Annotated in this window: 23 protein-coding genes, 1 tRNA gene and 2 pseudogenes; 18 read left to right on the top strand and 8 right to left on the bottom strand. The window is 63.9% G+C overall.

What is annotated here, in order from left to right:
• Window positions 1-7: 7 nt before the first annotated feature.
• The gene (locus tag AC6IY7_RS08780; protein WP_497782667.1) at window positions 8-520 is read left to right on the top strand and encodes a CAP domain-containing protein; all 513 of its coding nucleotides are present in this window, start codon (window positions 8-10) and stop codon (window positions 518-520) included.
• A gap of 53 nt (window positions 521-573) precedes the next feature.
• Here AC6IY7_RS08780 and AC6IY7_RS08785 read toward each other — a convergent pair whose 3' ends face one another.
• Window positions 574-762: a hypothetical protein gene (locus tag AC6IY7_RS08785; RefSeq protein ID WP_497782668.1), complete on the bottom strand. Its 189-nt coding sequence runs from the start codon at window positions 760-762 to the stop codon at window positions 574-576.
• A 138-nt stretch (window positions 763-900) separates the two neighbouring features.
• Between AC6IY7_RS08785 and AC6IY7_RS08790 the strand changes: the two genes are divergently transcribed.
• The 3 genes from AC6IY7_RS08790 to AC6IY7_RS08800 all read left to right on the top strand — a co-directional run bounded on the left by AC6IY7_RS08790 (window position 901) and on the right by AC6IY7_RS08800 (window position 4,562).
• The gene (locus AC6IY7_RS08790; protein ID WP_497782669.1) at window positions 901-1,956 is read left to right on the top strand and encodes a hypothetical protein; all 1,056 of its coding nucleotides are present in this window, start codon (window positions 901-903) and stop codon (window positions 1,954-1,956) included.
• A gap of 259 nt (window positions 1,957-2,215) precedes the next feature.
• Window positions 2,216-2,623 (top strand): bacteriohemerythrin, encoded by a 408-nt coding sequence (locus tag AC6IY7_RS08795; RefSeq protein WP_497782670.1) that lies wholly within the window; start codon window positions 2,216-2,218, stop codon window positions 2,621-2,623.
• A gap of 316 nt (window positions 2,624-2,939) precedes the next feature.
• Complete coding sequence (locus AC6IY7_RS08800) at window positions 2,940-4,562, top strand: ABC-F family ATP-binding cassette domain-containing protein (protein WP_497782671.1); 1,623 nt, start codon at window positions 2,940-2,942, stop codon at window positions 4,560-4,562.
• A 12-nt stretch (window positions 4,563-4,574) separates the two neighbouring features.
• On the opposite strand, the gene AC6IY7_RS08805 is transcribed toward AC6IY7_RS08800, so the two are convergent.
• The 4 genes from AC6IY7_RS08805 to AC6IY7_RS08820 all read right to left on the bottom strand — a co-directional run bounded on the left by AC6IY7_RS08805 (window position 4,575) and on the right by AC6IY7_RS08820 (window position 10,892).
• The gene (locus tag AC6IY7_RS08805; RefSeq protein WP_497782672.1) at window positions 4,575-5,654 is read right to left on the bottom strand and encodes an alpha/beta hydrolase; all 1,080 of its coding nucleotides are present in this window, start codon (window positions 5,652-5,654) and stop codon (window positions 4,575-4,577) included.
• 108 nt (window positions 5,655-5,762) lie between these two features.
• Window positions 5,763-7,001, bottom strand: a complete 1,239-nt coding sequence (locus AC6IY7_RS08810; RefSeq protein WP_497782673.1) for a dicarboxylate/amino acid:cation symporter — start codon at window positions 6,999-7,001, stop codon at window positions 5,763-5,765.
• Window positions 7,002-7,094: 93 nt separating this feature from the next.
• Window positions 7,095-10,616: a transcription-repair coupling factor gene (gene mfd / locus AC6IY7_RS08815; RefSeq protein WP_497782674.1), complete on the bottom strand. Its 3,522-nt coding sequence runs from the start codon at window positions 10,614-10,616 to the stop codon at window positions 7,095-7,097.
• A 57-nt stretch (window positions 10,617-10,673) separates the two neighbouring features.
• A complete protein-coding gene (locus AC6IY7_RS08820; RefSeq protein ID WP_497782675.1) occupies window positions 10,674-10,892 on the bottom strand; it encodes an FAD assembly factor SdhE in 219 nt (72 codons plus the stop codon).
• Window positions 10,893-11,185: 293 nt separating this feature from the next.
• Here AC6IY7_RS08820 and AC6IY7_RS08825 point away from each other — a divergent pair.
• The 6 genes from AC6IY7_RS08825 (at window position 11,186) to AC6IY7_RS08850 (ending at window position 14,179) form a co-directional block, all read left to right on the top strand.
• Window positions 11,186-11,260 (top strand) — tRNA-Gly (locus AC6IY7_RS08825).
• 305 nt (window positions 11,261-11,565) lie between these two features.
• On the top strand, window positions 11,566-11,865 hold the full coding sequence (locus tag AC6IY7_RS08830; RefSeq protein WP_497782814.1) for a hypothetical protein: 300 nt from the start codon (window positions 11,566-11,568) through the stop codon (window positions 11,863-11,865).
• Complete coding sequence (locus tag AC6IY7_RS08835; protein ID WP_497782676.1) at window positions 11,865-12,293, top strand: PIN domain-containing protein; 429 nt, start codon at window positions 11,865-11,867, stop codon at window positions 12,291-12,293. The genes AC6IY7_RS08830 and AC6IY7_RS08835 overlap by 1 nt, the downstream gene beginning before the upstream one ends.
• A 178-nt stretch (window positions 12,294-12,471) precedes the next feature.
• Window positions 12,472-13,038, top strand: coding sequence for an HNH endonuclease (locus tag AC6IY7_RS08840; protein WP_497782677.1), 567 nt, complete (start codon window positions 12,472-12,474; stop codon window positions 13,036-13,038).
• Window positions 13,035-13,262: an ABC-three component system middle component 6 gene (locus AC6IY7_RS08845; protein ID WP_497782678.1), complete on the top strand. Its 228-nt coding sequence runs from the start codon at window positions 13,035-13,037 to the stop codon at window positions 13,260-13,262. Before AC6IY7_RS08840 ends, AC6IY7_RS08845 begins: the two co-directional genes overlap by 4 nt.
• Window positions 13,259-14,179, top strand: coding sequence for a hypothetical protein (locus AC6IY7_RS08850; protein ID WP_497782679.1), 921 nt, complete (start codon window positions 13,259-13,261; stop codon window positions 14,177-14,179). The genes AC6IY7_RS08845 and AC6IY7_RS08850 overlap by 4 nt, the downstream gene beginning before the upstream one ends.
• On the opposite strand, the gene AC6IY7_RS08855 is transcribed toward AC6IY7_RS08850, so the two are convergent.
• Both AC6IY7_RS08855 and AC6IY7_RS08860 read right to left on the bottom strand, forming a co-directional pair.
• Window positions 14,125-14,511 carry a transposase gene (locus AC6IY7_RS08855; RefSeq protein WP_497782680.1) on the bottom strand — a complete coding sequence of 129 codons (387 nt, stop codon included), beginning with the start codon at window positions 14,509-14,511 and terminating at the stop codon, window positions 14,125-14,127. The two genes, AC6IY7_RS08850 and AC6IY7_RS08855, sit on opposite strands and share 55 nt — an antisense overlap.
• A 17-nt stretch (window positions 14,512-14,528) precedes the next feature.
• The gene (locus AC6IY7_RS08860) at window positions 14,529-15,404 is read right to left on the bottom strand and encodes a transposase (protein ID WP_497782681.1); all 876 of its coding nucleotides are present in this window, start codon (window positions 15,402-15,404) and stop codon (window positions 14,529-14,531) included.
• Window positions 15,405-15,438: 34 nt separating this feature from the next.
• Between AC6IY7_RS08860 and AC6IY7_RS08865 the strand changes: the two are divergent.
• Window positions 15,439-16,623: pseudogene (locus AC6IY7_RS08865) on the top strand (IS3 family transposase).
• A 457-nt stretch (window positions 16,624-17,080) separates the two neighbouring features.
• Window positions 17,081-18,130 carry an AI-2E family transporter gene (locus AC6IY7_RS08870; RefSeq protein ID WP_497782682.1) on the top strand — a complete coding sequence of 350 codons (1,050 nt, stop codon included), beginning with the start codon at window positions 17,081-17,083 and terminating at the stop codon, window positions 18,128-18,130.
• Between the two features lie 10 nt (window positions 18,131-18,140).
• Here AC6IY7_RS08870 and AC6IY7_RS08875 read toward each other — a convergent pair.
• Window positions 18,141-18,359, bottom strand: a pseudogene (locus tag AC6IY7_RS08875) (hypothetical protein); the annotation flags it as partial.
• 56 nt (window positions 18,360-18,415) lie between these two features.
• On the opposite strand from AC6IY7_RS08875, the gene AC6IY7_RS08880 reads away from it, so the two are divergent.
• The 6 genes from AC6IY7_RS08880 to AC6IY7_RS08905 all read left to right on the top strand — a co-directional run bounded on the left by AC6IY7_RS08880 (window position 18,416) and on the right by AC6IY7_RS08905 (window position 22,237).
• Window positions 18,416-18,694 (top strand): PepSY domain-containing protein, encoded by a 279-nt coding sequence (locus AC6IY7_RS08880; protein ID WP_497782683.1) that lies wholly within the window; start codon window positions 18,416-18,418, stop codon window positions 18,692-18,694.
• Between the two features lie 2 nt (window positions 18,695-18,696).
• On the top strand, window positions 18,697-19,263 hold the full coding sequence (locus tag AC6IY7_RS08885) for a cytochrome b/b6 domain-containing protein (protein ID WP_497782684.1): 567 nt from the start codon (window positions 18,697-18,699) through the stop codon (window positions 19,261-19,263).
• Complete coding sequence (locus AC6IY7_RS08890; RefSeq protein ID WP_497782685.1) at window positions 19,260-19,937, top strand: response regulator; 678 nt, start codon at window positions 19,260-19,262, stop codon at window positions 19,935-19,937. Before AC6IY7_RS08885 ends, AC6IY7_RS08890 begins: the two co-directional genes overlap by 4 nt.
• On the top strand, window positions 19,934-21,316 hold the full coding sequence (locus AC6IY7_RS08895; RefSeq protein WP_497782686.1) for a sensor histidine kinase: 1,383 nt from the start codon (window positions 19,934-19,936) through the stop codon (window positions 21,314-21,316). The genes AC6IY7_RS08890 and AC6IY7_RS08895 overlap by 4 nt, the downstream gene beginning before the upstream one ends.
• 173 nt (window positions 21,317-21,489) lie before the next feature.
• Window positions 21,490-22,020, top strand: coding sequence for a flavin reductase family protein (locus AC6IY7_RS08900; RefSeq protein ID WP_497782687.1), 531 nt, complete (start codon window positions 21,490-21,492; stop codon window positions 22,018-22,020).
• Window positions 22,021-22,036: 16 nt separating this feature from the next.
• Window positions 22,037-22,237, top strand: a complete 201-nt coding sequence (locus AC6IY7_RS08905) for a DUF2905 domain-containing protein (protein ID WP_497782688.1) — start codon at window positions 22,037-22,039, stop codon at window positions 22,235-22,237.
• Window positions 22,238-22,268 lie beyond the last annotated feature (31 nt).

The following is a 22,268-nucleotide window of genomic DNA, read 5'->3' on the forward strand; positions in this document are numbered from 1 at the left end:
ACGGCGCATGTCTCCTTTCCTTCGTATCGTCGCGCCGGCCGCGGCGCTGCTCGCGCTCTTTTCCTGTTCCGACGGCAGCCGGCTGCCGAAAGAGCCGGAGCAGCCGAGCTTCTATCGCTCGCTCGCCGCGCCCGGCGCGCGCGTCGACGCGCAGGCGGCGCGCGACATGATCTCGCTCTATCGCAGCAATAACGGCCTCTCCGCGCTGGCGCTGGACGAATCGCTGCGCGAGGCCGCGCAGGCGCAGGCCAACGCGATGGCGAGCGCCAATTCGCTGAGCCATGAGGTGCGCGGAACGCTGGACATGCGCCTCACCGCGCGCGGAATGCGCAGCGTCAGCGCGGCGGAGAATGTCTCGGCCGGCTATCACACGCTCGCCGAGGCGTTTTCGGGATGGCGGCAGTCGCCGCCGCACAATAAGAATTTGTTAATGAAGAAAGCGACGCGTATGGGACTCGCGACGGCCTATGCGCCCAATACGAAATACAAGGTCTATTGGGCGCTGATTCTGGCGGACTGACGGATCCCGCGCTTTCCGGTCGAGCGATGCGAGCCGATCATGCCGAAGCCGCGTCACGCGCGGCGTTTGCGCTTGCGGCCGCCGCTCGTCGCCCCGCCCCTGTCGCTCGGCGCTTTCGTCGTGGTCTCGTCCTGCCTCACGTAGCGCACGCCGAGAAAGAAAAGTATTTGCGCCTCGCCGACGATGGGCGGGGCTGGCGCCGCCGACCTCGCCTTGGAGGGGAAGGCTATGAGTTCGCCCATTTCATCGCCCCCGCAATGAAGCGCGCAAATCGCGCGATTGGTCGATGCGGCGATTAGGGGCCGCCGAGGGTTAATGTTGCGTCAATGTCCGCACGCTAAACTCACCGATCGTGCATTAAGTTTGCGATTGGTGCGTATATGCCACGAGGCGAAAGCGAACGGCGAAAGCCCCAGGCGGTTCTGTTCCGCGAGATCGTCGACCAGTTCGTCGCGCGTCCGCTGCATCCGGCGGCCGATGTCGAGCAGTTCGAGACGCTCGCCAGCGGCTTCATCGAGGTGCTCGACGCCGACATCGTCGCCGAGCGGGCGTTGGAATTGTGCCGCCACCCGGACACGCCGCGCGGCGTCATCGCGCAGCTGCTGGACAAGGGCGGGCGCGTCTCGCGCATCGCCATAGAATATGCGCCGGCGATCCACTCGGGGCTCGTCCGCGCGCTCGCCGAGCACGGCTCCGCGGAGCTCGCCGTCGCCATCGCCCGCCGCGCCTCGCTGGAGCGCAAGATCGTCGGAAGCCTCGCCTCGCGCGGCGAGAGCGAGGTGCTTTGCGCGCTCGCCGCCAACCGGCGCCTCCATCTCGATCAAGCGGCGCGGCGCTCGCTGCTGCAGGCGGCGCGCGACGATCTGCGGCTCGCCCGAATATTGCTGGACCGCGCCGATCTCGCGCTCGACCCGGAGGCGCTGTTCCTCGCCGCCGATTCCGGCGAGCGCTCGCGCATTCTGCTCGACGCGGCGACGCGGGCGCTGGTCTCCAATGGGCCGGAGCATGTCGCGCGGCCCGTCCCCGCGCTCGCCGAAGAGATCGACGCCTGCGCCATCGCCCGTGATTTCGAGGGGCTGGCCGAGGCGCTCGCCGAAGCGCTCGACTGCCGTAAATCGCGCGCGCGCGCCATTCTCATGGACCGCGGCGGCGAGGCGCTGGCGCTCGCCCTCGTCGCGCTCTCCGTCTGCGAGGACACAGCGATCCGCATCTTCCTCGGCGCCGAACGCGACGCGCCGGATGTGGAGCGCATACGCTCGCTCGTCACGCTGATGCGCTCGACGCCGCCGCGCGCCGCGCAGAGGCTCGTCGCCGCCATGACCGGCTCGCTGCGCCAGGAGAAGGAGCGCGCCGCCGCCGCTTCGGCGCGGCCCGGCGCCGCCGAGCAGAAGCGCAGGCGCAAGACCAAGAATCAGGCCGCCAAGGCGAAGGCGTGAGGCCGCTCGAGATGCGAGCCTGAAGGCTCGCTCTAGGCTTTTGTTTTGACGCGTTTCCAACGCCGAACCGGCATCCACATCGGCTGGAGACGCTCTAAGGCCGCATCATGCCGCAGCGGCAATTCGTCCTTTATTGACGCCGATCAACGACGCGCGTCCGCACGCCGTTTACGCCGAGCCTCGTTCGATCGCGGCGCGCGCCTTCTCGCATTTTCCCGCGCATCCCTCGATCGGGCCAATCTTCGATGGAGGAAAAGGCATGTCGCTCATCACCTGGACGCCGGAGCAATTCGCCACCAATGTCTCCAAACATGACATAGAGCATCAGGAAATTTTCAGACTGCTGAATGTTCTGGGCGATTCGGTCGCCAGCGGCGACCGCGCCGCCGTCGGCCGCGATCTCGACGCGCTCATCGGCTATGTGGCCGAGCATTTCGCGTCGGAAGAGGCGAATTTCGAAGCCTATGGCTATCCGGCCTTCCCCGGCCACAAGGCCGAGCACGACAAGCTCGTCGCCACAGCGCTCGATCTGCAGAAGAAGTTCCACGCCGGCGAGGCGGAAGTGACCGCCGATACGGCTGCCTTTCTCGTCGGCTGGCTGACGGATCATATTCCGAAAATCGACAAGCTCTACGGCTCCTTCCTCAATGAGAAAGGCGTGGCCTGACAGCGCGCTCCCCCCTCTCCTCGCGTGAGCGGGGAGAGGGGGGAGAGGGGCGCCACGCGAAACTCGATGAGGGCCGGCCCCATTCATGCTATCGTCGCCTTCCCCTCGCGGGAAGCGATCCATGTCCTATCGCGCTAAGCTCGCGCTGCTGACTGCGGCGATTTTCGTCGGCCTGTCGCTCGCGCTCGTGAACATCGTGTCCAAGGTCGAATTTCTTCTGTCGATAGGGACCGAATAAAGCCCGCGCCCCCGGGGTTTCGGGAATGGCGCCGCCCGTGCCATAAGAGCCGCGCAATTCACCGATAAGCGCGCGGACATGATACGCCTCGAAAACATCACCAAGCAGAACGGCCAGCAGCTCCTCTTCATCGAAGCCTCTGCGGCTCTCCTTTCCGGCGAGAAGGTCGGCCTCGTCGGCCCCAATGGCGCCGGCAAGACGACCTTGTTCCGCATGATCGCGGGGCAGGAGCGCCCGGATGAGGGCCAGGTGTCGGTCGATCGCGGCGTCAGCATCGGCTATTTCAACCAGGATGTCGGCGAGATGGCCGGCCGCAGCGCCGTCGCCGAGGTGATGGACGGCGCCGGCCCGGTGAGCGCCGTCGCCGCCGAGCTGGCCGAGCTCGAGGCCGCCATGGCCGATCCGGACGCCGCGGAGAATTTCGACGAAATCCTCGAGCGCTATGGCGAGGTCCAGGCGCGGTTCGAGGAGCTGGACGGCTATGCGCTGGACGGCCGCGCGCGCGAGGTGCTCGCCGGCCTCGGCTTCTCACAGGAGACGATGGACGGGGATGTCGGCTCGCTCTCCGGCGGCTGGAAGATGCGCGTCGCTCTGGCGCGCATTCTGCTGATGCGCCCGGACGCCATGCTGCTCGACGAGCCGAGCAACCATCTCGATATCGAAAGCCTCATCTGGCTCGAGGAATTCTTGAAGGGCTATCCCGGGGCGCTGCTGATGACCTCGCATGATCGCGAGTTCATGAATCGCATCGTCGGCAAGATCATCGAGATCGACGGCGGCTCGCTCAGCAGCTTTTCCGGCGATTATGAATTCTACGAGCGCCAGCGCGCGCAGAACGAGCAGCAGCAGCAGGCGCAATTCGAGCGTCAGCAGGCCATGCTCGCCAAGGAGATCAAATTCATCGAGCGCTTCAAGGCGCGCGCCTCGCATGCCGCGCAGGTGCAGAGCCGCGTGAAGAAGCTCGACAAGATCGAGCGCGTCGAGCCGCCGCGCCGGCGCCAGTCGGTCGCATTCGAATTCGCCCCCGCGCCGCGCTCCGGCGAGGAGGTGGCGACGCTCTCGCGCGTTCACAAGCGCTATGGCTCGCGCAGCATCTATGAAGGGCTGGATTTTCAGGTGCGGCGCAGGGAGCGCTGGTGCGTGATGGGCGTCAATGGCGCCGGCAAATCCACGCTGCTGAAGCTCATCGCCGGCGCGACGCAGCCGGACGAAGGCGCGGCGGCGCTCGGCGCCAATGTGAAGATGGGCTATTTCGCCCAGCACGCCATGGAGCTGCTGAATGGCGAGCACAGCGTCTTCGAGGCGCTGGAGGACGCTTTTCCGCAGGCGGGGCAGGGTTCGCTGCGCTCGCTCGCCGGCTGCTTCGGCTTCTCCGGCGACGATGTGGAGAAGAAATGCCGCGTGCTCTCGGGCGGCGAGAAGGCGCGGCTGGTCATGGCGAAAATGCTCTATGACCCACCGAATTTCCTGGTGCTGGACGAGCCGACCAACCATCTGGACCTGGGCACCAAGGAGATGCTGGTCGCGGCGCTGGCGGCCTATGAGGGCGCCATGCTGTTCGTCTCGCATGACCGGCGCTTTCTGGCGGCGCTCTCCAATCGCGTGCTGGAGCTGACGCCGGAAGGCGTGCATCAGTTCGGCGGCGGCTATACGGAATATGTCGCGCGCACCGGGCGCGAGGCGCCGGGGGTGCATGGGTGAGCGACGCTTCGCTCACTGCGCGAAATGCTTATCGAGAAACGCCTTCACTTTGGCGAGCGCCAGCCGCGACTCCGGCGCGTCTGGAATCTGCGCCTGGAACACATGCGGCATTCCTTCATAGACGTCGAGCTTCGCCGTCCCGCCGGCCGCCTCGATCGCCTGATACAGCCGCACCGAATCGCTGAGCAGAATTTCCCGCGTGCCCGCCTGGATGAGAGCCGGCGGAAACCCTTTCTCGAAATCGCCATAGACGGGCGAAACGTAAGGATGGGTCCAATCCTTCTCGTCCGCATAGGCGAGCATGGCGTTTTTGATCTGGCGCTCGTAGGACATTATGGGATCGGCGTCGCGCAGCGTCACGCGCGTGTCGGCGGCGTTGCGGAAATCGGCGGCGAGCGACCATGTCACCACCGCCGCCGGCAGGCCGAGGCCCTCGTCGCGCATTTTCAGCGTCGTCGCGACCGCGAGATTGCCGCCGGCGGAATCGCCGAAAATGGCGATGCGCCGCATCTGCGATCCGGCCACGAGCAGGCTCCTCACCACGGCGGCGACGTCGCCGGTGACCTGCGGCCATTTCGCCGTGGGCGCGAGGCGATAATCGACGACGATCACGCGGCGGCCGAAAGCGCGCGCGAGCTTCGCCATTCCAGCGAGCGATCCGCGCGCGTCGAAATAGACGAAGGCGCCGCCATGGAGATAGACGATCGTCGATCCGTCGTCGGCGAGCCCGCGCGGCCGCAGATCGAAATAGGCGGCGTCGCCGACCTCGACCCGCGACACGGCGACGCCCTGCGCCTCCACAGCCGAAAGATCGACCTCGCGTGCGGCCGCCGCAGCGGACTGGAGCCGCGCCCAGCCATTGTGATCGCCGGGCTCCGGCAGAATGGGGATGGCGGTGCGGTCCCTGCCGATCCTGGTCAGCAGCCGCTGACCGTCCGCCGAGATCGTCGCGGGCACGAAAGCATAGGTCGAGCAGCCGGCGGGATCGGCTCCCAATGTCGGGCGCAGGAGGGCGACCAGCATCATGCCCGCAACCGCGCAATGCGCGAGCGCTTCCTTCAAGCTCTCACCCGAAACCGAAAATCGCCGCACGCCGCGCGCGACGTTACCCGGCGCAGGGTGCGCGTGAATTTTTACCGGCGCTTTTCTCGCTCGCGGCAAATATTTCCATTCTGTGATCGGGTGGGCGACGCGGCCCGGCTATTTCTCCTTCCTCACCTTCCCATCCAGCAGACAACTCACCGTCACATCGCCCATCACATTGATCGCCGTGCGGCAGCGGTCGAGCAGCCAGTCGATCGTCAGCAGCAGCGCGATATAATCCGTCGGCAGCGCGACGGCGCGGAACACCATGGTCATGGTCACGAGGCCGGCCTCCGGAATTCCGGCCGCGCCGACCGAGGCGACCACCGAGGTCAGCACGACCAGAAATTGCTGGCCGAGCGTCAAATGCAGCCCCAGCAATTGCGCGACGAACAGCGCCGCCATCGCCTCATAGAGGGCGGTGCCGTCATTGTTGAAATTGGAGCCGACCAGCGCGCCCATGCTCGCCGATTGCTCGCGCAGGCCGACCTTGTCGCGCAGACGCTCATAGGTCAGCGGCATGGTCACTGTGGAGCTGCCCGTCGAGAAGGCCATCAGCAGCGCGTCGCGCACGCCGCCGACGACATGCAGCGGGCTCGCCCATGAGCCGAACCTTATGCGCAGCGCATAATAGAGAAATTGCAGCGCCAGCGCGGTGACGACGGCGATGAAGAATCCGCCGAGCGCGAAAAAATCGCGAAAGCCCTTCACGCCGACGATGCTGGCGACGAGGCCGAAGACGGCGAAGGGCACGACATCGATGATCCAATGCAGAATGGTGATGAGGCTCGTCAGCGCGACATGCACGAGATCCTCGACCGTGCGCACCTCATGCGTCCTCAGCCCGCGCAACGCTATGCCGAAAGCGACCGCGATGAAGATGACGCCCATCACCGCGCCATTGTCGGAGAAGGGCCCGACGATGCTCTTGGGCACGCTGTCGAGGAATTGCGACAGCGGATCGGAGCCGCCGCCCACGGGCTTGGCCGCGGGGGCGCCGGGGGGCGCCGACATCCAGGCGCCGGGCTGCAGGATGTTCGCGACGGCGAGGCCGATGAAGATCGCCACCAGAGTATTGGTGAGCAGCAGCGTGACGAGACGCAGCGCCTGCGCGCCGCCCAAATGCGCGCGCATCAGCGCCTGCACGATGGCGAGCAGGATCAGCGGCGGCGCCAGCGCGCCGAGCAGGCGCAAGACCAGCTTGGCCGGCGTCTCGAGGATTTGCGCGGCATCGCCCAGCGCGAGGCCGGCGCCGACGCCGAGCGCCACGGCCGCGATGATGCGCATATAGAGCGGCGTCGCGCGCCAGGCTCCGAGGAGGCCGGCGGGCTTGTCGATCTCATTGGTCGAATGCAATGGACTATCCTTCGTAATCGATCTTCGATCGAATAGTCTGCGCGTCTCGCGGCGCGCGGTCAGTGCGTCCGCGCATAGCGCGCAAAGACGGCTTCACGCCGCCTTTTTCTTTTCCGCGATCGACACCAGCGTGCGCAAAATGCGCCGCGCGCCCTCCAAGCGGCTCTTCATATCGGCGAAATCGCGGATGAAGACGATGCGCATGTCCGGGCGCACCTTGGCCTGCGCGCCCGGCTCCATGACGAAGCGCGCGAGGCCGGCGGGATCGGCGAAATTGCCGTCGCGGAAAGCGACGATGACGCCCTTGGGCCCCGCCTCCAGCTTCTCCACATGCGCGCGGCGGCACAGCGCCTTGATGGCGACGATCTTGAGCAGCAGCTCCACTTCCGGCGGCGTCGGGCCGAAGCGGTCGACGAGCTCCGCCGCGAAGGATTCGATGTCCTGATCCGTCTCCAGCGTCGAGAGACGGCGATAGAGCTGCAGGCGCAGAGTGAGGTCCTGCACATAATCTTCCGGTATCGTCACCGGCGCGCCGATGGCGATGGTCGGCGACCAGGCCTCCTCCTCCGGCTCCTCTATGCCGGCCTTCAGCAGAGTGATCGCGTCGCCCAGCATCTGCTGATAGAGCTCGTAGCCGACCTCCTTGATATGGCCGGATTGCTCGTCGCCCAGGAGATTGCCGGCGCCGCGAATGTCGAGATCATGGCTGGCGAGCTGGAAGCCGGCGCCGAGCGTGTCGAGGCTCTGCAACACTTCGAGACGCTTCTGCGCTTGCGGCGTGATGGTTTTGTTGGCGGGCGTGGTGAATAGCGCATAGGCGCGCGTCTTGGCGCGGCCGACGCGACCGCGCAATTGATAGAGCTGCGCGAGGCCGAACATATCGGCGCGCCAGACGATGAGCGTGTTGGCGGTCGGAATGTCGAGGCCCGATTCGACGATCGTCGTCGAGAGCAGAATGTCGAATTTCCCCTCATAGAAGGCGGTCATGCGCTCCTCGAGATCGCCGGCCGCCATTTGCCCATGCGCCATGACGAATTTCGCCTCCGGCACATTTTCGCGCAGGAAGGCGGCGGCGTCTTCCAAATCTTCGATGCGCGGGCAGACGAAGAAGGCTTGGCCGCCGCGATAGCGCTCGCGCAGCAGCGCCTCGCGCACGATGAGCGGATCGAAGGGCGAGACGAAGCTGCGCACGGCGAGGCGATCGACCGGCGCGGTGGCGATGAGCGACAATTCGCGCACGCCGGTCATGGCGAGCTGCAAAGTGCGCGGAATGGGCGTCGCCGAGAGCGTCAGCACATGCACTTCGGCGCGCAGCTCTTTCAATCGCTCCTTATGGCCGACGCCGAAATGCTGCTCCTCATCGATGATGACGAGGCCGAGATCCTTGAAGGAGATCGCCTTGCCGAGCACGGCATGGGTGCCGACGGCGATGTCGACGGTTCCGTCCGCAATGCCGCTCTTGGCGAGGCGCATGTCGGAGGCGTGAGTCATGCGCGACAATTGCGCGACGCGAATCGGCAGGCCGGAGAAGCGCGTGGAGAAAGTCTTGTAATGCTGGCGCGCGAGCAATGTCGTCGGCACGACGACGGCCACTTGTTTGCCATTGATCGCCGCGCAGAAAGCGGCGCGCAGCGCCACTTCCGTCTTGCCGAAGCCGACGTCGCCGCAGACGAGCCGATCCATCGGACGCCCCGAAGCGAGATCGTCCAGCACGGCCTCGATCGCCGCGGCCTGATCCTCCGTCTCGTCGTAAGGGAAGCGCGCGCAAAATTCGTCGTAGAGCCCTTCCGGCGGGACGAGCTTGGCCGCCTGCCGCAGGCTGCGCTGCGCCGCGATCGCGATGAGGCCCTTGGCCATTTCGCGAATGCGGTTCTTCATCCGCGCCTTGCGCGTCTGCCAGCCGACGCCGCCGAGCTTGTCGAGCTGCGCCTCCGTATCCTCGGAGCCGTAGCGCGTCAGCAGCTCGATATTCTCGACCGGCAGATAGAGCTTGTCGCCGCCGGCATAGTGAATCTCGAGGCAGTCGTGCGGCGCGCCGGCGGCGGTGATCGTCTCCAGGCCGATGAAGCGGCCGATGCCGTGATCGACATGCACGACGAGATCGCCGGCCGAGAGCGCGGCGACTTCGCCGAGCAGATTTTCCGTATGCTTGGTCTTGCGCCGGCGCCGCACGAGGCGGTCGCCGAGAATGTCCTGCTCGCCGAGAATGGCGAGGCCTTCCGTCTCGAAACCATGCTCCACGCCGAGCACGGCGAGCGCCGCCGCGCCCTTGCCGAGCGCCAGAGCCGCCGGCAGAGAGGCGACGGTTTTGAGATCGCGCAATCCATGCTCGGCGAGCACGCTGCCGAGACGCTCGCAGGAGCCGTCCGACCAGCCGGCGACGACGACGGTTCTGCCGGCGCCGCGCAGCGCCTTCACATGCTCGACGGCCGCCTCGAAGACATTGGTGTCCTCATTATTGCGCTCCGGCGCGAAATCGCGGCCGGCGCGGGCGGCGCAATCGATCGTCTCCTTGCCGGCGCCGTCGGGCGCGGCAAAGGGCGAGAATGTCGCGAGGCTGCGCCCCTCGAGCTTGCCGCGCCATTCCTCTAAGGTGAGATAGAGCTGGTCCGGGGGCAGCGGCTTGTAATTGGAGTCGGCCGGCGCCGCGTCATAGGCGAATTTGCGCGCGTCGTAATAATCGGCGATCTGCGTCAGCCGCTCGCCGGCGGCCTCCTCGACCAGCGGATCGAGCAGCAGCGGCGCCTCGCCGACATAATCGAAGACGCTGCCCATGCGCGCATAGAAGAGTGGCAGCCAATGTTCCGCGCCCTGATGGCGGCGGCCTTCGCTGATCGCCTCATAAAGCGCGTCGCCGCGCGTCTGCCCGCCGAAGCGCGTGGTGTAGGCTTGGCGAAAGCGCCGCATCGTGTCGCTGGTGAGCCGTAGCTCGCTCATCGGCACGAGATCGAGCGAGCGCAGCTGCCCGATGGTGCGCTGGCTCTCGGGATCGAAGCTGCGAATCGATTCGAGCGTGTCGCCGAAGAAATCGAGGCGGATCGGCCCCGGCATTCCCGGCGCATAGAGATCGACGATGCCGCCGCGCTGGGCGTATTCGCCGGTCTCGCGCACGGTGGAGGAGCGCAGAAAGCCATTGGTCTCCAGCCAGAGCGCCAGCTCGTCCAGACGCACGACATTGCCTGGCGCGGCCGAAAACGTGTCGGCGGCGACGCTTTCCAGCGGCGGGACGCGCTGGAGCAGGCAATCCACAGTGGTGACGAGGACGCGCGGCCGTTCGGCCGAGGATTTGGAGCGGGCGAGCCGCGCCAGCGCCGTCATGCGCCGCGCGGAAATGGCGGCGTTGGGCGAGACGCGGTCATAGGGTTGGCAGTCCCAGCCGGGGAAGTCCAGCGCCTCCGCCTCGGGCGCGGCGAAGCGCAGCGCCTCGCGAAAGGCCGCCGAGCGCTGCGCGTCGCGCGCCACATGGACGAAGACGGCGGGCCGCCCCTCCGAGGCGCGGGCCAGCGCGCGCGTGAGATCGGCGGCGACGAAGGCGTCGAAACCGTCCGGGACATTCACGAAGCGGAGCTTGTCGCCTTTTTCCAGGCGGGCGACGGCGGATTTGAGGTCGGTCATCGAAACGTCTGGCTTTTTGCAGCTATTGGAATTCGCACGCGCTTGACGAGCATGCTCTCAAAGATCGATCGGCTTCTCATGGGTGTGAAAAGCCGCGATCCGGCGGAAGAGGGGCGTGTCATAGCGCGCCGGAACCGGCTCGGCGCGCGACAGCCAGCGGAAGACCTCGTCGTCCTGCGCGTCCAGCAGCGCTTCGAGATCGTCGAGCTCGGCCTCGGGCAGGGCGGCGATCTTTGCGTCGACGAAACGGCCCATCAAAATGTCCATTTCGCGCATGCCGCGGCGCCAGGCGCGAATTTTTATGCGCCGGCGGCGGATGTCGGGATCGTCTGAAGCAGAGGCGCTCAAGGGCGGAAATCCGCGGACGGAGACTGGACGGCGTACAAGAAGTCGCGCGCCGGGCCGTCATTTGCGGCGCCGGCGCACGAGCCCGACGGATTAGCGCAGCCGGCGGCGAAAAGATAGATCGTCCGCACCCTGTGCGCAGCCGTTCGAGACAGTCGCCGAGACAGTTGCAATCACGCTTCGATTACGGCATAAGGGCCCCGTCGCGTCGCCGCGACACGGATGCGGGTGTAGCTCAGGGGTAGAGCACAACCTTGCCAAGGTTGGGGTCGAGGGTTCGAATCCCTTCGCCCGCTCCAAATTTCCTCATGGAAATTAGAGCATTGTGAGAAGGCCGCCGCGAGGCGGCCTTTCGCTTTTCCGGCGTGGTGTCCACATGGTGTCCACGTCGTCCCGCCGCGCCGCCGCACGACTTCGCCCGTCTAATGCACTTGGCGACAACCCACCCCCCTGACGCACCACAAACCAGGCTTGGAGCTCAAGCCGCGGCGGAGCCGGCTCGACATCAAGGAGACGCCGCTCGCTTCTGCCTGTCGGCCGAGTTCCTGCGCCTTGCGACGCACCTTGCCGCCGGCTATATTACTGGAAAGATCAGGAGGCGATCATCAGCAAGGCCCAAAGACGCGCACTTCAGAACTATCGCTCCCGCCTCGGCGAGCGCGGCTTGGCACGCTTTGAAGTGCTCGGCCGTGATGGAGATCGCGAGTTGATTCGGTCTCTCGCCCGCAAGCTCGCCGAAGACACACCAGAAGCGTCTGAGCTCCGCGCCACCGTCAGCAGGTCCATCGCTGGCGAGCCCCCTCGCAAGGGGGGAATCTTGGCTGCCTTGCGACGGTCTCCTCTCGTCGGAGTCGACATCGACCTGACGCGTCCGCGCGAAGCGGGACGTAAGGTCGATCTCTGATGCGTTTCCTCCTGGACACGAACATCATCAGAAACGTCACCAAGCCGGCGCCCTCCGAGGCTCTCCTGGCATGGATGGCAGATCAGTCGGACCAGGACCTCTACATCTCCTCCCTAACGGTGGCGGAGATCTGGCGAGGCGTGCTGGAAAAGCCGACGGGCAAACGTCGGCAGGAGCTGGAGACGTGGTTTTCGGGTCCCGAGGGGCCGCAAGCCTTATTCGCCGGCAGGGTGCTTTCCTTCGACGAGAAAGCCGGCCTCGTATGGGCTAAGCTCATGGCCGATGGCAAAGCACGGGGTCGGCCACGCAGCGCGGTCGATACGATCATCGCGGCCATTGCGGAAGCAAACGAATGTGTTGTCGTCACTGACAACGAAAAGGACTTCGATGGCGTCGACTACATCAATCCCCTAAGGGGGGCGATCTAGTCATGGGCGCCAGCTATCCCACAAAGGTCCTCTTAGCTTTTCGAAGTGGTGGTGTCTGCGCCTTTCCGAAATGTGGAAAGCATCTCACCTATGAGGCGAAGGCCGGCGAGGACACCTACGTCGCTGAAGCCGCCCATATTCGAGGAGAGAAGCCGACTGCTGCCCGCTACGCGCGTCGATGACCGATGAAGAGCGGGACAGCGTACGCAACCTGATCTTCATGTGCACCGATCACCACACCATCATTGACAAGGTCGAGGCCGACTGGCCGACGGCCACGTTGCAGGCCCTCAAAGCGACGCACGAAGCCCAGGTTCGCGAAGCCATGGAGAACGCGTTCGCGGACATCGCATTTCCGGAGCTTGAGCGGTCAATCTCGTGGGTGACATCGCAAGTGCCAGCAACGAATGGCTCGTTCGAGCTCATTCCACCAGACGAAAAGATCAAAAAGAACGAGCTGACGAACGGCTCTCGGCACGTTATCGCTGCCGGGCTGATGTCACGTGCCACCGTTGCAGCCTACGTCGAAGCTGAAACGCAGCTAGATTCAGATTTTCCGGAGCGTTTAAAGGCTGGCTTCCTTGCCGAATATTACTCCCTTCGCGCAAAAGGCCATAAGGGAGACGAGCTTTTCGAGCTGATGTGTTCCTTTGCGCAGAGAGGACTTCGAAATCACGCCGATCGGACCGCAGGAATCGCGGTCCTGATCTATTTGTTCGAAATTTGCGACGTGTTCGAAAAATGATCCTGCCGACGAAACATATCGCCCAGCACGAGGCGCTCATCGGAGTCGGCGCAACCGTCCTCACGCACCTCGTCACGCCGATGACCGTTTCGGGGCTATGGGATCGTGTCAAAAATGAGCCGAACGTGGGGACATTCGAGCGCTTCGTTCTCGCGGCAAATCTCCTCTATGTGATCGGCGCGATCGACCTAAAGGACGGGATTATCGTGAGGGTCGCCTCATGATTCGTGGTGTGCGCGCCAACCGTCGAGGTTTCCGGGCTGTCACCTTTACGACAGGCGTCAACCTCGTGCTCGCCGACCGGTCGAACATTGCCGGCGACAAGGACACGACGAACGCGCTCGGCAAGTCGACGCTGATCGACATCATCGATTTCTGCCTCGCCAGCAATACGACGCCCGGCAAGGGACTGCGTATCGAATTTCTCCGAGGTTGGGCGTTCACGTTGGACCTGGTGGTCGCGGGCAACGAGATATCCGTTACACGAGCGACGGATGCCCCCTCATTCTTTGCGATCGAAGGGCCGACCGAGGGTTGGCCGCTTCATCCCACGAACAACAAGGAAGGCGTGCCCGGCTTCGATGCGAAGAAATGGAAAGCGGTGCTTGCGTGGGCGATGTTCGGGCTGACGGAAGCATCGTCGGACCGGGGGTACAAGCCATCGGCGAGGTCGCTCCTATCCTACTTCAACCGCAACCAGCCAGCCGCCTACAACATGCCCTTTAAATATTTCGACAACCAAAAGGTCTGGGACATACAGGTCCACAACGCCTTCCTGCTGGGCCTGGACTGGGAAAAGGCTGCGTTATGGCAGCAGTTGAAAGATCAGAGGAATGCACTTGATGCGCTGAAGCAGGCCATCAAGACCGGGGCCGTTGATGGCGAATTGGCTTCGCTCGGCGAGCTCGAAGCCGAACGACTACGCCTTTCAACCCAGCTTGAGCGCGAACGTGCGGCCCTGACCACATTTCAGGTCCTTCCACAATATCGCGAGATCGAAGCTCAGGCGAACGCGCTGACTGTCGAGATCCATTCGCTCGTCAACAACAACATCACGGACAAGCGCCGACTAGGGCCTGTTGGGATTCACCGTGAGCTTATCACGGCGGCGGCGAGATGGATCATGGCGCCGAAGCTCTGATCTGTCTTGTCGGCTCGCATCGCGATGCGTTTGAACTCTTTGAGCTTGCCGAAGAAATTTTCGATCAGATGCCGCCATTTATATATTTCCAGATCGATTTTGCGCGGCTGACTGCGGCGCGAGTGTTGTGAAATCACGACCTTGGCGCCGCGCTCGTCGAGGTCGGCGATGATGGCGTTGCTGTCGAAGGCCTTGTCGGCGATCAGCGCCGCGAAAGACAATCCTTCGATCAACGGCGGCACATCGACAGCGTCGAAACGCTGCCCCGGCATCAGACGAAAGCGCACGAGATTGCCGAGCGCATCGGTGAGCGCCAGAATTTTCGTGGTCATGCCGCCTTTGGATTTGTCTATGGCCTGGCTCGAAGTCCCCCTTTTGCGCCCTGGCCATGGCGGTGGACCTTCACGATCGTCGCATCGACCATAACGTATTCCATGTCGGGCTCATCGGAGACAGCGTCGAACATTCGCTGCCAGACATCAGCCTTCACCCAGTCACGAAAACGCGTGTATGCGGTGCTCCAGTTACCGAAAAGCGCTGGCAGATCGCGCCAGGGGCTTCCTGTGCGAGCGATCCACAACACCGCCTCCACAAAAAGTCGGTTGATCGTCTGAAGCGGCGCGTCTTCAGGCCAGAGCTGCAGCTCTAGTTGCGCCGCATGGGTCGCTAGTTCGGCTCGTAGGCCGGAGAGGGAGGACACCCGACTGTTGAGGAGGGAGACCACGTGCGCGGTTTGAGCCGCTTCCCGAATAAGCCGCGATCCCGAGGCCGCGACGTCCAAGGACGCCGCCAGCGCATTGGTCAATTCCGACAGCGTGGCTAGCTCGCTCTTGAGGCTGTCTCGCCTCTCGGCCGGAAGGCGTTTGGATTGAATCTCGGCTTCGCGTCTCTGGGCAGCGACAATAGAGCCAGCCGTGGCAGTGCGGTCGCGGACCAAGGCCTCCACGCGACCCGCCGCGGTAACCAACCGCGCGACCTCATCCGAGACATGTGCCGCGAGAGGGGTGGACGACACTTCGGAGAAGTCCCGACCGCACACAGGACACTCTTCATCGTGGATGTGACCGGCGATCGCGGTGAGCGCTTCGGCGAGCTGCTGGTTGGCGCCCTGGGCGTTCGCGAGTTCCTGGTCGATCTGATCGATGCGTGCCTGTCCCTGGCGAATAGCCACCTGTACTTCGGACAGTTGTTGCACTGACGTGCCCCTGAAAAATCCCACCAGCATCGATTAGAGTCCGACCGATTGCAGGACGGACACGATGAAGAAGAAACGGTTCACGGAAGAGCAGATCATCGGGATTTTGCGGGAGCAGGAAGCCGGCGCGAAGGCGGCGGACCTCGCTCGCAAATACGCGGTTTCGGAGACGACGCTCTACAATTGGAAGGCCAAATTCGGCGGGATGGACGTTTCCGAGGCCAAGCGGCTGAAGGCGCTGGAGGAGGAAAATGCCCGTCTGAAGAAACTCTTGGCCGATCAGATGCTCGACGCGGCGGCGCTTCGGGAGCTCTTGTCAAAAAAATGGTAGGGCCCGGCTCGAGCGCGAAGCCGTCGCGCACCTTCGGGCCGTCATGGGCCTGTCGGAACGTCGGGCCTGCCGGATTGTCGCCATCGATCGCAAGACGGCGCGCTACACGTCGACGCGCCCGGCCGACGCCGAGCTTCGAGCCGAGCTGCGCGATCTCGCCAACGCGCGTCGGCGCTTCGGCTACCGGCGACTGTTCGTCTTGCTCCGGCAGCAGGGCGAGCGTTCGGGCAAGAACCGCATCTATCGGCTCTACCGCGAGGAAGGGCTGACGGTGAGGAAGCGCCGCGCGCGCCGCCGCGCCGTGGGAACACGGGCGCCGATTCTCGTCGAGGCGAAGCCGAATGCCCGATGGTCTCTCGACTTCGTGCACGACCAGTTCGCCAGCGGCCGACGATTCCGCATCCTCAACATCGTCGACGACGTAACGCGCGAATGCCTGGCGGCGATCCCGGACACGTCGATCTCCGGCAAGCGGGTGGCGCGTGAGCTGTCCGCGCTGATCGAAAGGCGCGGCAAGCCCGGCATGATCGTTTCCGACAATGGGACGGAGTTCACCTCGAACGCCGTCCTGTCCTGGTCGGAGGAGAACAAGGTGGAGTGGCATTTCATCATGCCGGGCAGCCGATGCAGAACGGCTTCTGTGAGAGCTTCAACGGCCGCATGCGGGACGAGCTGCTCAACGAGACGCTGTTCTTCGGGCTCGACCACGCGAGAGAGAAGATCCGCTCTTGGATTCACGATTATAACCACCGGCGCCCGCACTCTTCCCTCGGCTATGCGACGCCGGCGGACTATGCGGCCGCGCTCACCGCAACAGGCGATCGGCTGCGCAACCCGGACCAGCTCCGCCGATCGCCTGTTGCTCACCCTACGCCTGCGGGCGTATCTACCGCCGGGACTCAACTCGCCGCTGGATGAAACTTCGGGGGCACGTCAGACTCCGATGATTTGGCCAGAGACGACAAGGCGCGCCGCACTGCAACTGGAAAGCGACGAAGCGCTCGGGCGCCTGCTCGAAACGATTTCAGTGATCACGATCATGGCGGTGATGCATGTCGGGCATATGAGTGCGCGGCGCAACCTCGCGCCAATGGCTGTGCGGTTCGCCGGATCGACCACCGGTGCGATCGACTCAACCGAAAGCGTGAGCCGATCCGAAGGCCGCCGCAGCCGCAAATTGACCAATGTCTGGGCGGCTCGCACGCGACCGCCCCCAGTGAAATGTCCCTTCGCGGCGTCAGTGGGTTCATTGCGCCCAAATGGCCCGCCGCGGCCTACCTATCGGTTAACGTGACATCGCCGCGATTAGACGCCCCCATCACAATCAGATTTATTGCGAGAGTTTCGATAAGTCCGAACGCAGCACGGAGGCGACATGCAAAATCGACAAATATTCGGTTTGATCCTGCTCGCCGGCATGATCGGGCTAGGCGCCGTCGTCATCAGCCCGTTTTGGGCGCCGCTCGCCTGGGCCGCCATTCTCGCTCACGCTACCGACGCCGCCTATCGCCGCAGTCTTCGCCTCTGCGGACAGCGGCGCAATCTCGCCGCCGCGGTCACGACGATCCTGTTGATCGTCCTCATCGTCGTTCCGGTGTCGCTGCTGCTGGTCGATCTGCAGAGCGAACTGGTCGGCGCCTATCGCGACCTCTCGACGAAATATGCCGACGAGCCGCTTGTCCTGCCCGAAGCGATCAGGCGCCTGCCGGTGATCGGCGCTTTGCTGAACGACGCGTTGAACGATGTATTGAACAACCCGGAGTTGCGAAAACAGCAGCTCAACGAGTGGCTGGAGCCCTGGATGCGCCAGCTCGCGGGAATCGTCGGCGCGGTCGGCCGCAGCGTCGCGCAATTCGGGGTCACGGCGATCGCATTGTTCTTCTTCTATCGCGATGGCGACCTCATGCTCGAGCAGATCCGCGCGGGGCTCCGAAAAGTGGTGGGGGAAACGGCGGATCAATATTTCCGAGCAGTCGGGACGACGTCGAACGCCGTGGTTTCAGGCCTGATCGTCAGCGCGCTGGCGCAAGGATTCATTGCCGGCCTCGGCTATGCGTTCATCGGAGCCGGGCCGCCCGTTCTGCTCGGCGCGCTGACGGCGCTGACGGCGCTGATCCCCTTCGTCGGAACCGTGGCGATCTGGGGACCGCTCGGCGTCTGGCTACTTCTCTCCGATCGTATCGGCGCCGGACTGGGATTGCTCGCCTGGGGCGCGCTCATCGTCAATCCGACCGACAATATTCTCAAGCCTCTGCTGATCAGCAGCGCCGCCGACATTCCTCTCGTCATCGTCTTTCTCGGCGTGATGGGCGGCCTGCTCACCTTCGGCTTCGTCGGATTGTTTCTCGGCCCGCTCACTCTCGCCGTGCTGCTCGCCATCTGGCGGGAATGGCTGGAAGGAAAAGCTCCCGAAGCGGAGCGCTGATCCCCGCAATGCGCCGGCCCGGCTCCTTTCGCTTCAGACGGCGAGCGTAATCGAAGCCGAATTTCATGGCCCAGCGACGGACGGTTTCGTAGGAGAGGGCGATTCCGCGTTCGAGCGGCATTTCCTCGATGAGGCGCAGACCGAGAGGAAAACAGAAATAGAGCCAGACGGCATGGGCTTCCAGTATTCGTTGTTTACGACAGCAAACCGACAGCAAGGACGCAGCAATATCCCGTCATCGTATCGTCGGCCTAGGGACCGGCGGAACGGAGAAAGGAAATCGGCATGCGTAAAATCGTCCTACCCTTGATTCTCGGAGCGGCGCTCGTCGCGCCCGAGCTTTCTCTGGCGGCTCCCAAATGCACCGTCGAACCCAAGGAAAAGTGGCTATCCGAACAGGCCATGAAGGCCAAGGTCGCGGAACTGGGCTATGAGCGGATCCGGACCTTCAAGGTCTCCGGCGACTGCTACGAGATCTATGGCTACGCCAAGGACGGCAAAAAGGCCGAGGTCTACTTCGATCCTGTCACCGGCGCCGTCGTAAAAGCCAATATCGGAGGCTGAAAATGACTCGCTCCGAAGCCGACCGGGAGGCGGTTTCGTCCGCCTCCCGGTCTCCCCAGAAGGCGCTGGTCTGGGACGCGGTGGTCCGGCTCTTCCATTGGACGGTGGTCGCGGGCTGTTTTCTGGACCTCTTCGTCCTCGATGACGGCAAGACTTGGCATCGCTCTATCGGATACGCCGTCGCGGCGGCCCTCGTCGTCCGTGTAGCATGGGGCTTCATTGGCTCGCGGCGCGCCCGCTTCAGCGATTTTGTGCCGAGGCCATCGACTCTTATCGCCTATGTCCGGGCACTCGTCAGGGGAAAGGAGCAAAGGTTCGTCGGTCATAATCCGGCGGGCGCGATGATGATCCTCCTGCTCATGGCGCTGCTCGCGGGCGTTTCGATAACCGGGTGGATGCTGACGCTCGACGTCTATTTCGGCAATGAGGCGCTGGAGGAGATCCATGAGGCGCTGGCCAATTCGATTCTCGTCATGGCCGGGCTGCATGCCGCGGCCGCGCTGTTCGAAAGCTGGAGGCATAGCGAGAACCTGATCATGTCCATGATCACAGGCTACAAGCGCCTATGAGGCTGCTGCTCGTCGAGGATACGGCTCGCCTCAGAGAGCTGCTCACGGAAGCCGTCCATGGCGCCGGCTGGCGCATCGACGCCGTCGCCTCACTGAGCGAAGCCCAGGAGGCGATCGCGTTGGCGCCTTATGATCTCCTGTTGGTGGATCTCGGCCTCCCGGACGGCGACGGCCTCGACCTGATCCGAGGTATTCGTCGCGCCAAGAATGAAACTCCGATCCTTGTTTTGACCGCGCGCGGGGCCGTCGACGAACGCATCGCGGGGCTGGACGCCGGCGCCGACGATTATCTCGTCAAGCCGTTCAATCACGGTGAATTCCTCGCGCGCTGCCGCGCCTTGCTGCGACGATCGCCGAATACGGAGATGCCCGTGATGACCGCGGGCCTATTGGTTTTCGACGTGGCGGCCGGCGCGGTCAAATGCGGCGATGTCGAGCTCTCATTGGCGCCCCGCGAACGCACCGTATTGGAGATACTGATGCGCGACGCAGGACGCGTCACGAACAAACGGAAACTCGAGCACGCATTGTCGGAGTTCGGCGACGAACGATCGAGCAACGCCGTGGAAATGGCCATTTCGCGTCTGAGGAAAAAGCTCGAGGGACAGGAGACCGGCATATCGCTCGAAACCGTGCGCGGCGTCGGTTATCTCTTGCGCGAGAAGACAAAGTGACGAGCGCCGCCCCTTCGCTCGTCACGATCGTCGTGCGTCGCATCGTCCTGTTCTCCGCGCTTGCGATGTTGGCGCAGCTGATCGGAGTGATTGCCGAATATTGGCTCGACGAGCAGCAAATCGGACGCCACATCATCCAAAGCGAAACAAGCTCGCTCTATCGAGGGGTTCAGCGCCTCGACGGCCATCTGGAATTCGAGCTTCCTGCGGATATGAGAGGACGATACGGCCACGCCGATGGCGACTATTTCGCCAGGGTGCGAACCGGAGCCGGCGCGATTCTTTTCTCTAACTGCTCCGGCCAATGCGACGGCCGCTTCCTTCCTCTCGGCTCGACGCCGATGGAGTTCTGGGTGACCCGAATTCAGCCCGGCGAGCCCTCGAGTGTCGCAGGAGGTCGCTCGTTCGGCGAGAAGGACGCCCTGATCCTCATCGACGTCGCTATCGTCCGGGACCGCGATAGCGTGCTGACCGGCGTGCTCGGTCACGAGGTCATCGATCACATGCTCCTTCCGATGAGCTTGATGCTCGTCGTCGTGCTGGGCGCGACGACGCTCTCGATCAGAAGAGCTCTGAAGCCGGTAAAAGACGCCGCCGACCTCGCCGCCGGCCTCGATCCGATCGCCCCCGGCTCCCGGCTGCCGACAACCGGCATGCCTCGGGAGATCGCCAAGCTCACGCAAGCGGTGAACGCGAGCTTCGACACGGTTCGCGGACTCGTCCAGGCCCAGAAGATCTTCACTTCGGCGATTTCGCACGAGGTGAGGACGCCGATCGCGGCCGCCCGGCTGGACCTCGAAAAAATCGCCGACCCGCGCGCGAGGAAAGTGGAACAGGATCTCGACGCGCTCAATCGGCTGTTGGAGCAGATGACGACCCTCGCCCGATTGGAAAATGCCGATCTCGATCCGCTCGAGGCCATCGAGCCGGCGGGGATCGCGGAGAGTGTCGTGACCTCTCTGGCTCCGATCGTTTATGAATCCGGCAGAAGCATCGAGTTGGTCGACAAGGGGGCGAAACCGTTTTGGGGGCGCCATGCGCTGATCGAGAACGCGCTTCGCAATTTGGTGGAAAACGCCATCCGTCACACGAGCGCTCGCGCCGTGATCACGGTGGAAGCTGGACCGGGCCCCGAATTTTGCGTTCGTGATGAGGCGGGGAGCCTCGCGTCGGAAGTCGTCCCTGCCAGTCGGCAAGGCGCCGGCCTCGGCCTGAAGATCGTGCGCCGCATTGCGGAAATTCACGGAGGATCATTCGAGTTTGGTGAGACGCGAGGCGGCAGTGGATCGACGGCGAGGCTCATATTCGACGAGAAACAGACACCCCTTCGTCCTGATGATCGAAGTCGACGATCTGATAGCGATCGGCGCGCGCTATGAGCTACGGCTCGTTTGCCTTGGCGCGTCAGCACTGACAGTCAAAACAATTCCGCCGCCATGGAATTAAACAAATCCACATCCGTTAATCGCGTTAACTTCAGTTCGGCGCCCCGGCGCCAAGCGGGCGAGTGTTCTCATGGCCGCGTTCGGCGCTCCTCGAAAGGGTAATCGACGTGAATGACCTGTCCTTATCGCAAGTCTATCAGCTGCTCGAGCCTGGGCCTGTCGTGCTGCTCACGACGGCGCGAAACGGGCGGCCCAATGTGATGGCGATGTCGTGGCACATGATGGTCGACTTCGAGCCGCCGCTCATAGCCTGCGTCGTCAGCAATCGCGATCACAGCTTCGCCGCGCTGCGAGCGACCAAGGAATGCGTGATCGCCATTCCCCCGGCGGAGCTCGCCGAGAAAGTCGTCGCGATCGGCAATTGCTCGGGGCGAGATGTCGACAAATTCGCGTCCTTCGGGCTGACCACGGCGAAAGCGCAGCATGTGGCGCCGCCGCTGATCGCCGATTGTTTCGCCAATGTCGAATGCCGGGCCGTCGACACGAGGCTCGTGAACCGTTACGGCCTATTCGTGCTGGAAGGTCTGAAGGCATGGATCGATCCGCAGCGCGAAAAGGCGAAGACCATCCATCATAAAGGCTATGGCGAATTCATCGTCGATGGCGAGACAATCCGATTGCCGTCGAAGATGCCGTGACGTGGGACAGGCCGAAATGCCGAAGCTTCTGATCGGCGCCGGAATCGTTTTGATCCTCGTCGGGCTGGTCTGGCTCGTCGGCGAGCGGTTTGGCCTCGGCCGCCTGCCCGGCGACATAGTGGTCGAACGCGGCGATTTCCGCCTCTATATTCCCATCACGACTTCGCTGATCGTCAGCGTCGCGCTGAGCGTCGCATTCTGGTTTTTCAATCGATGACCCGCCGTTCCGAATGCCGCGACCGGCGCTC

Source organism: Methylosinus sp. is20ea (assembly GCF_059718135.1).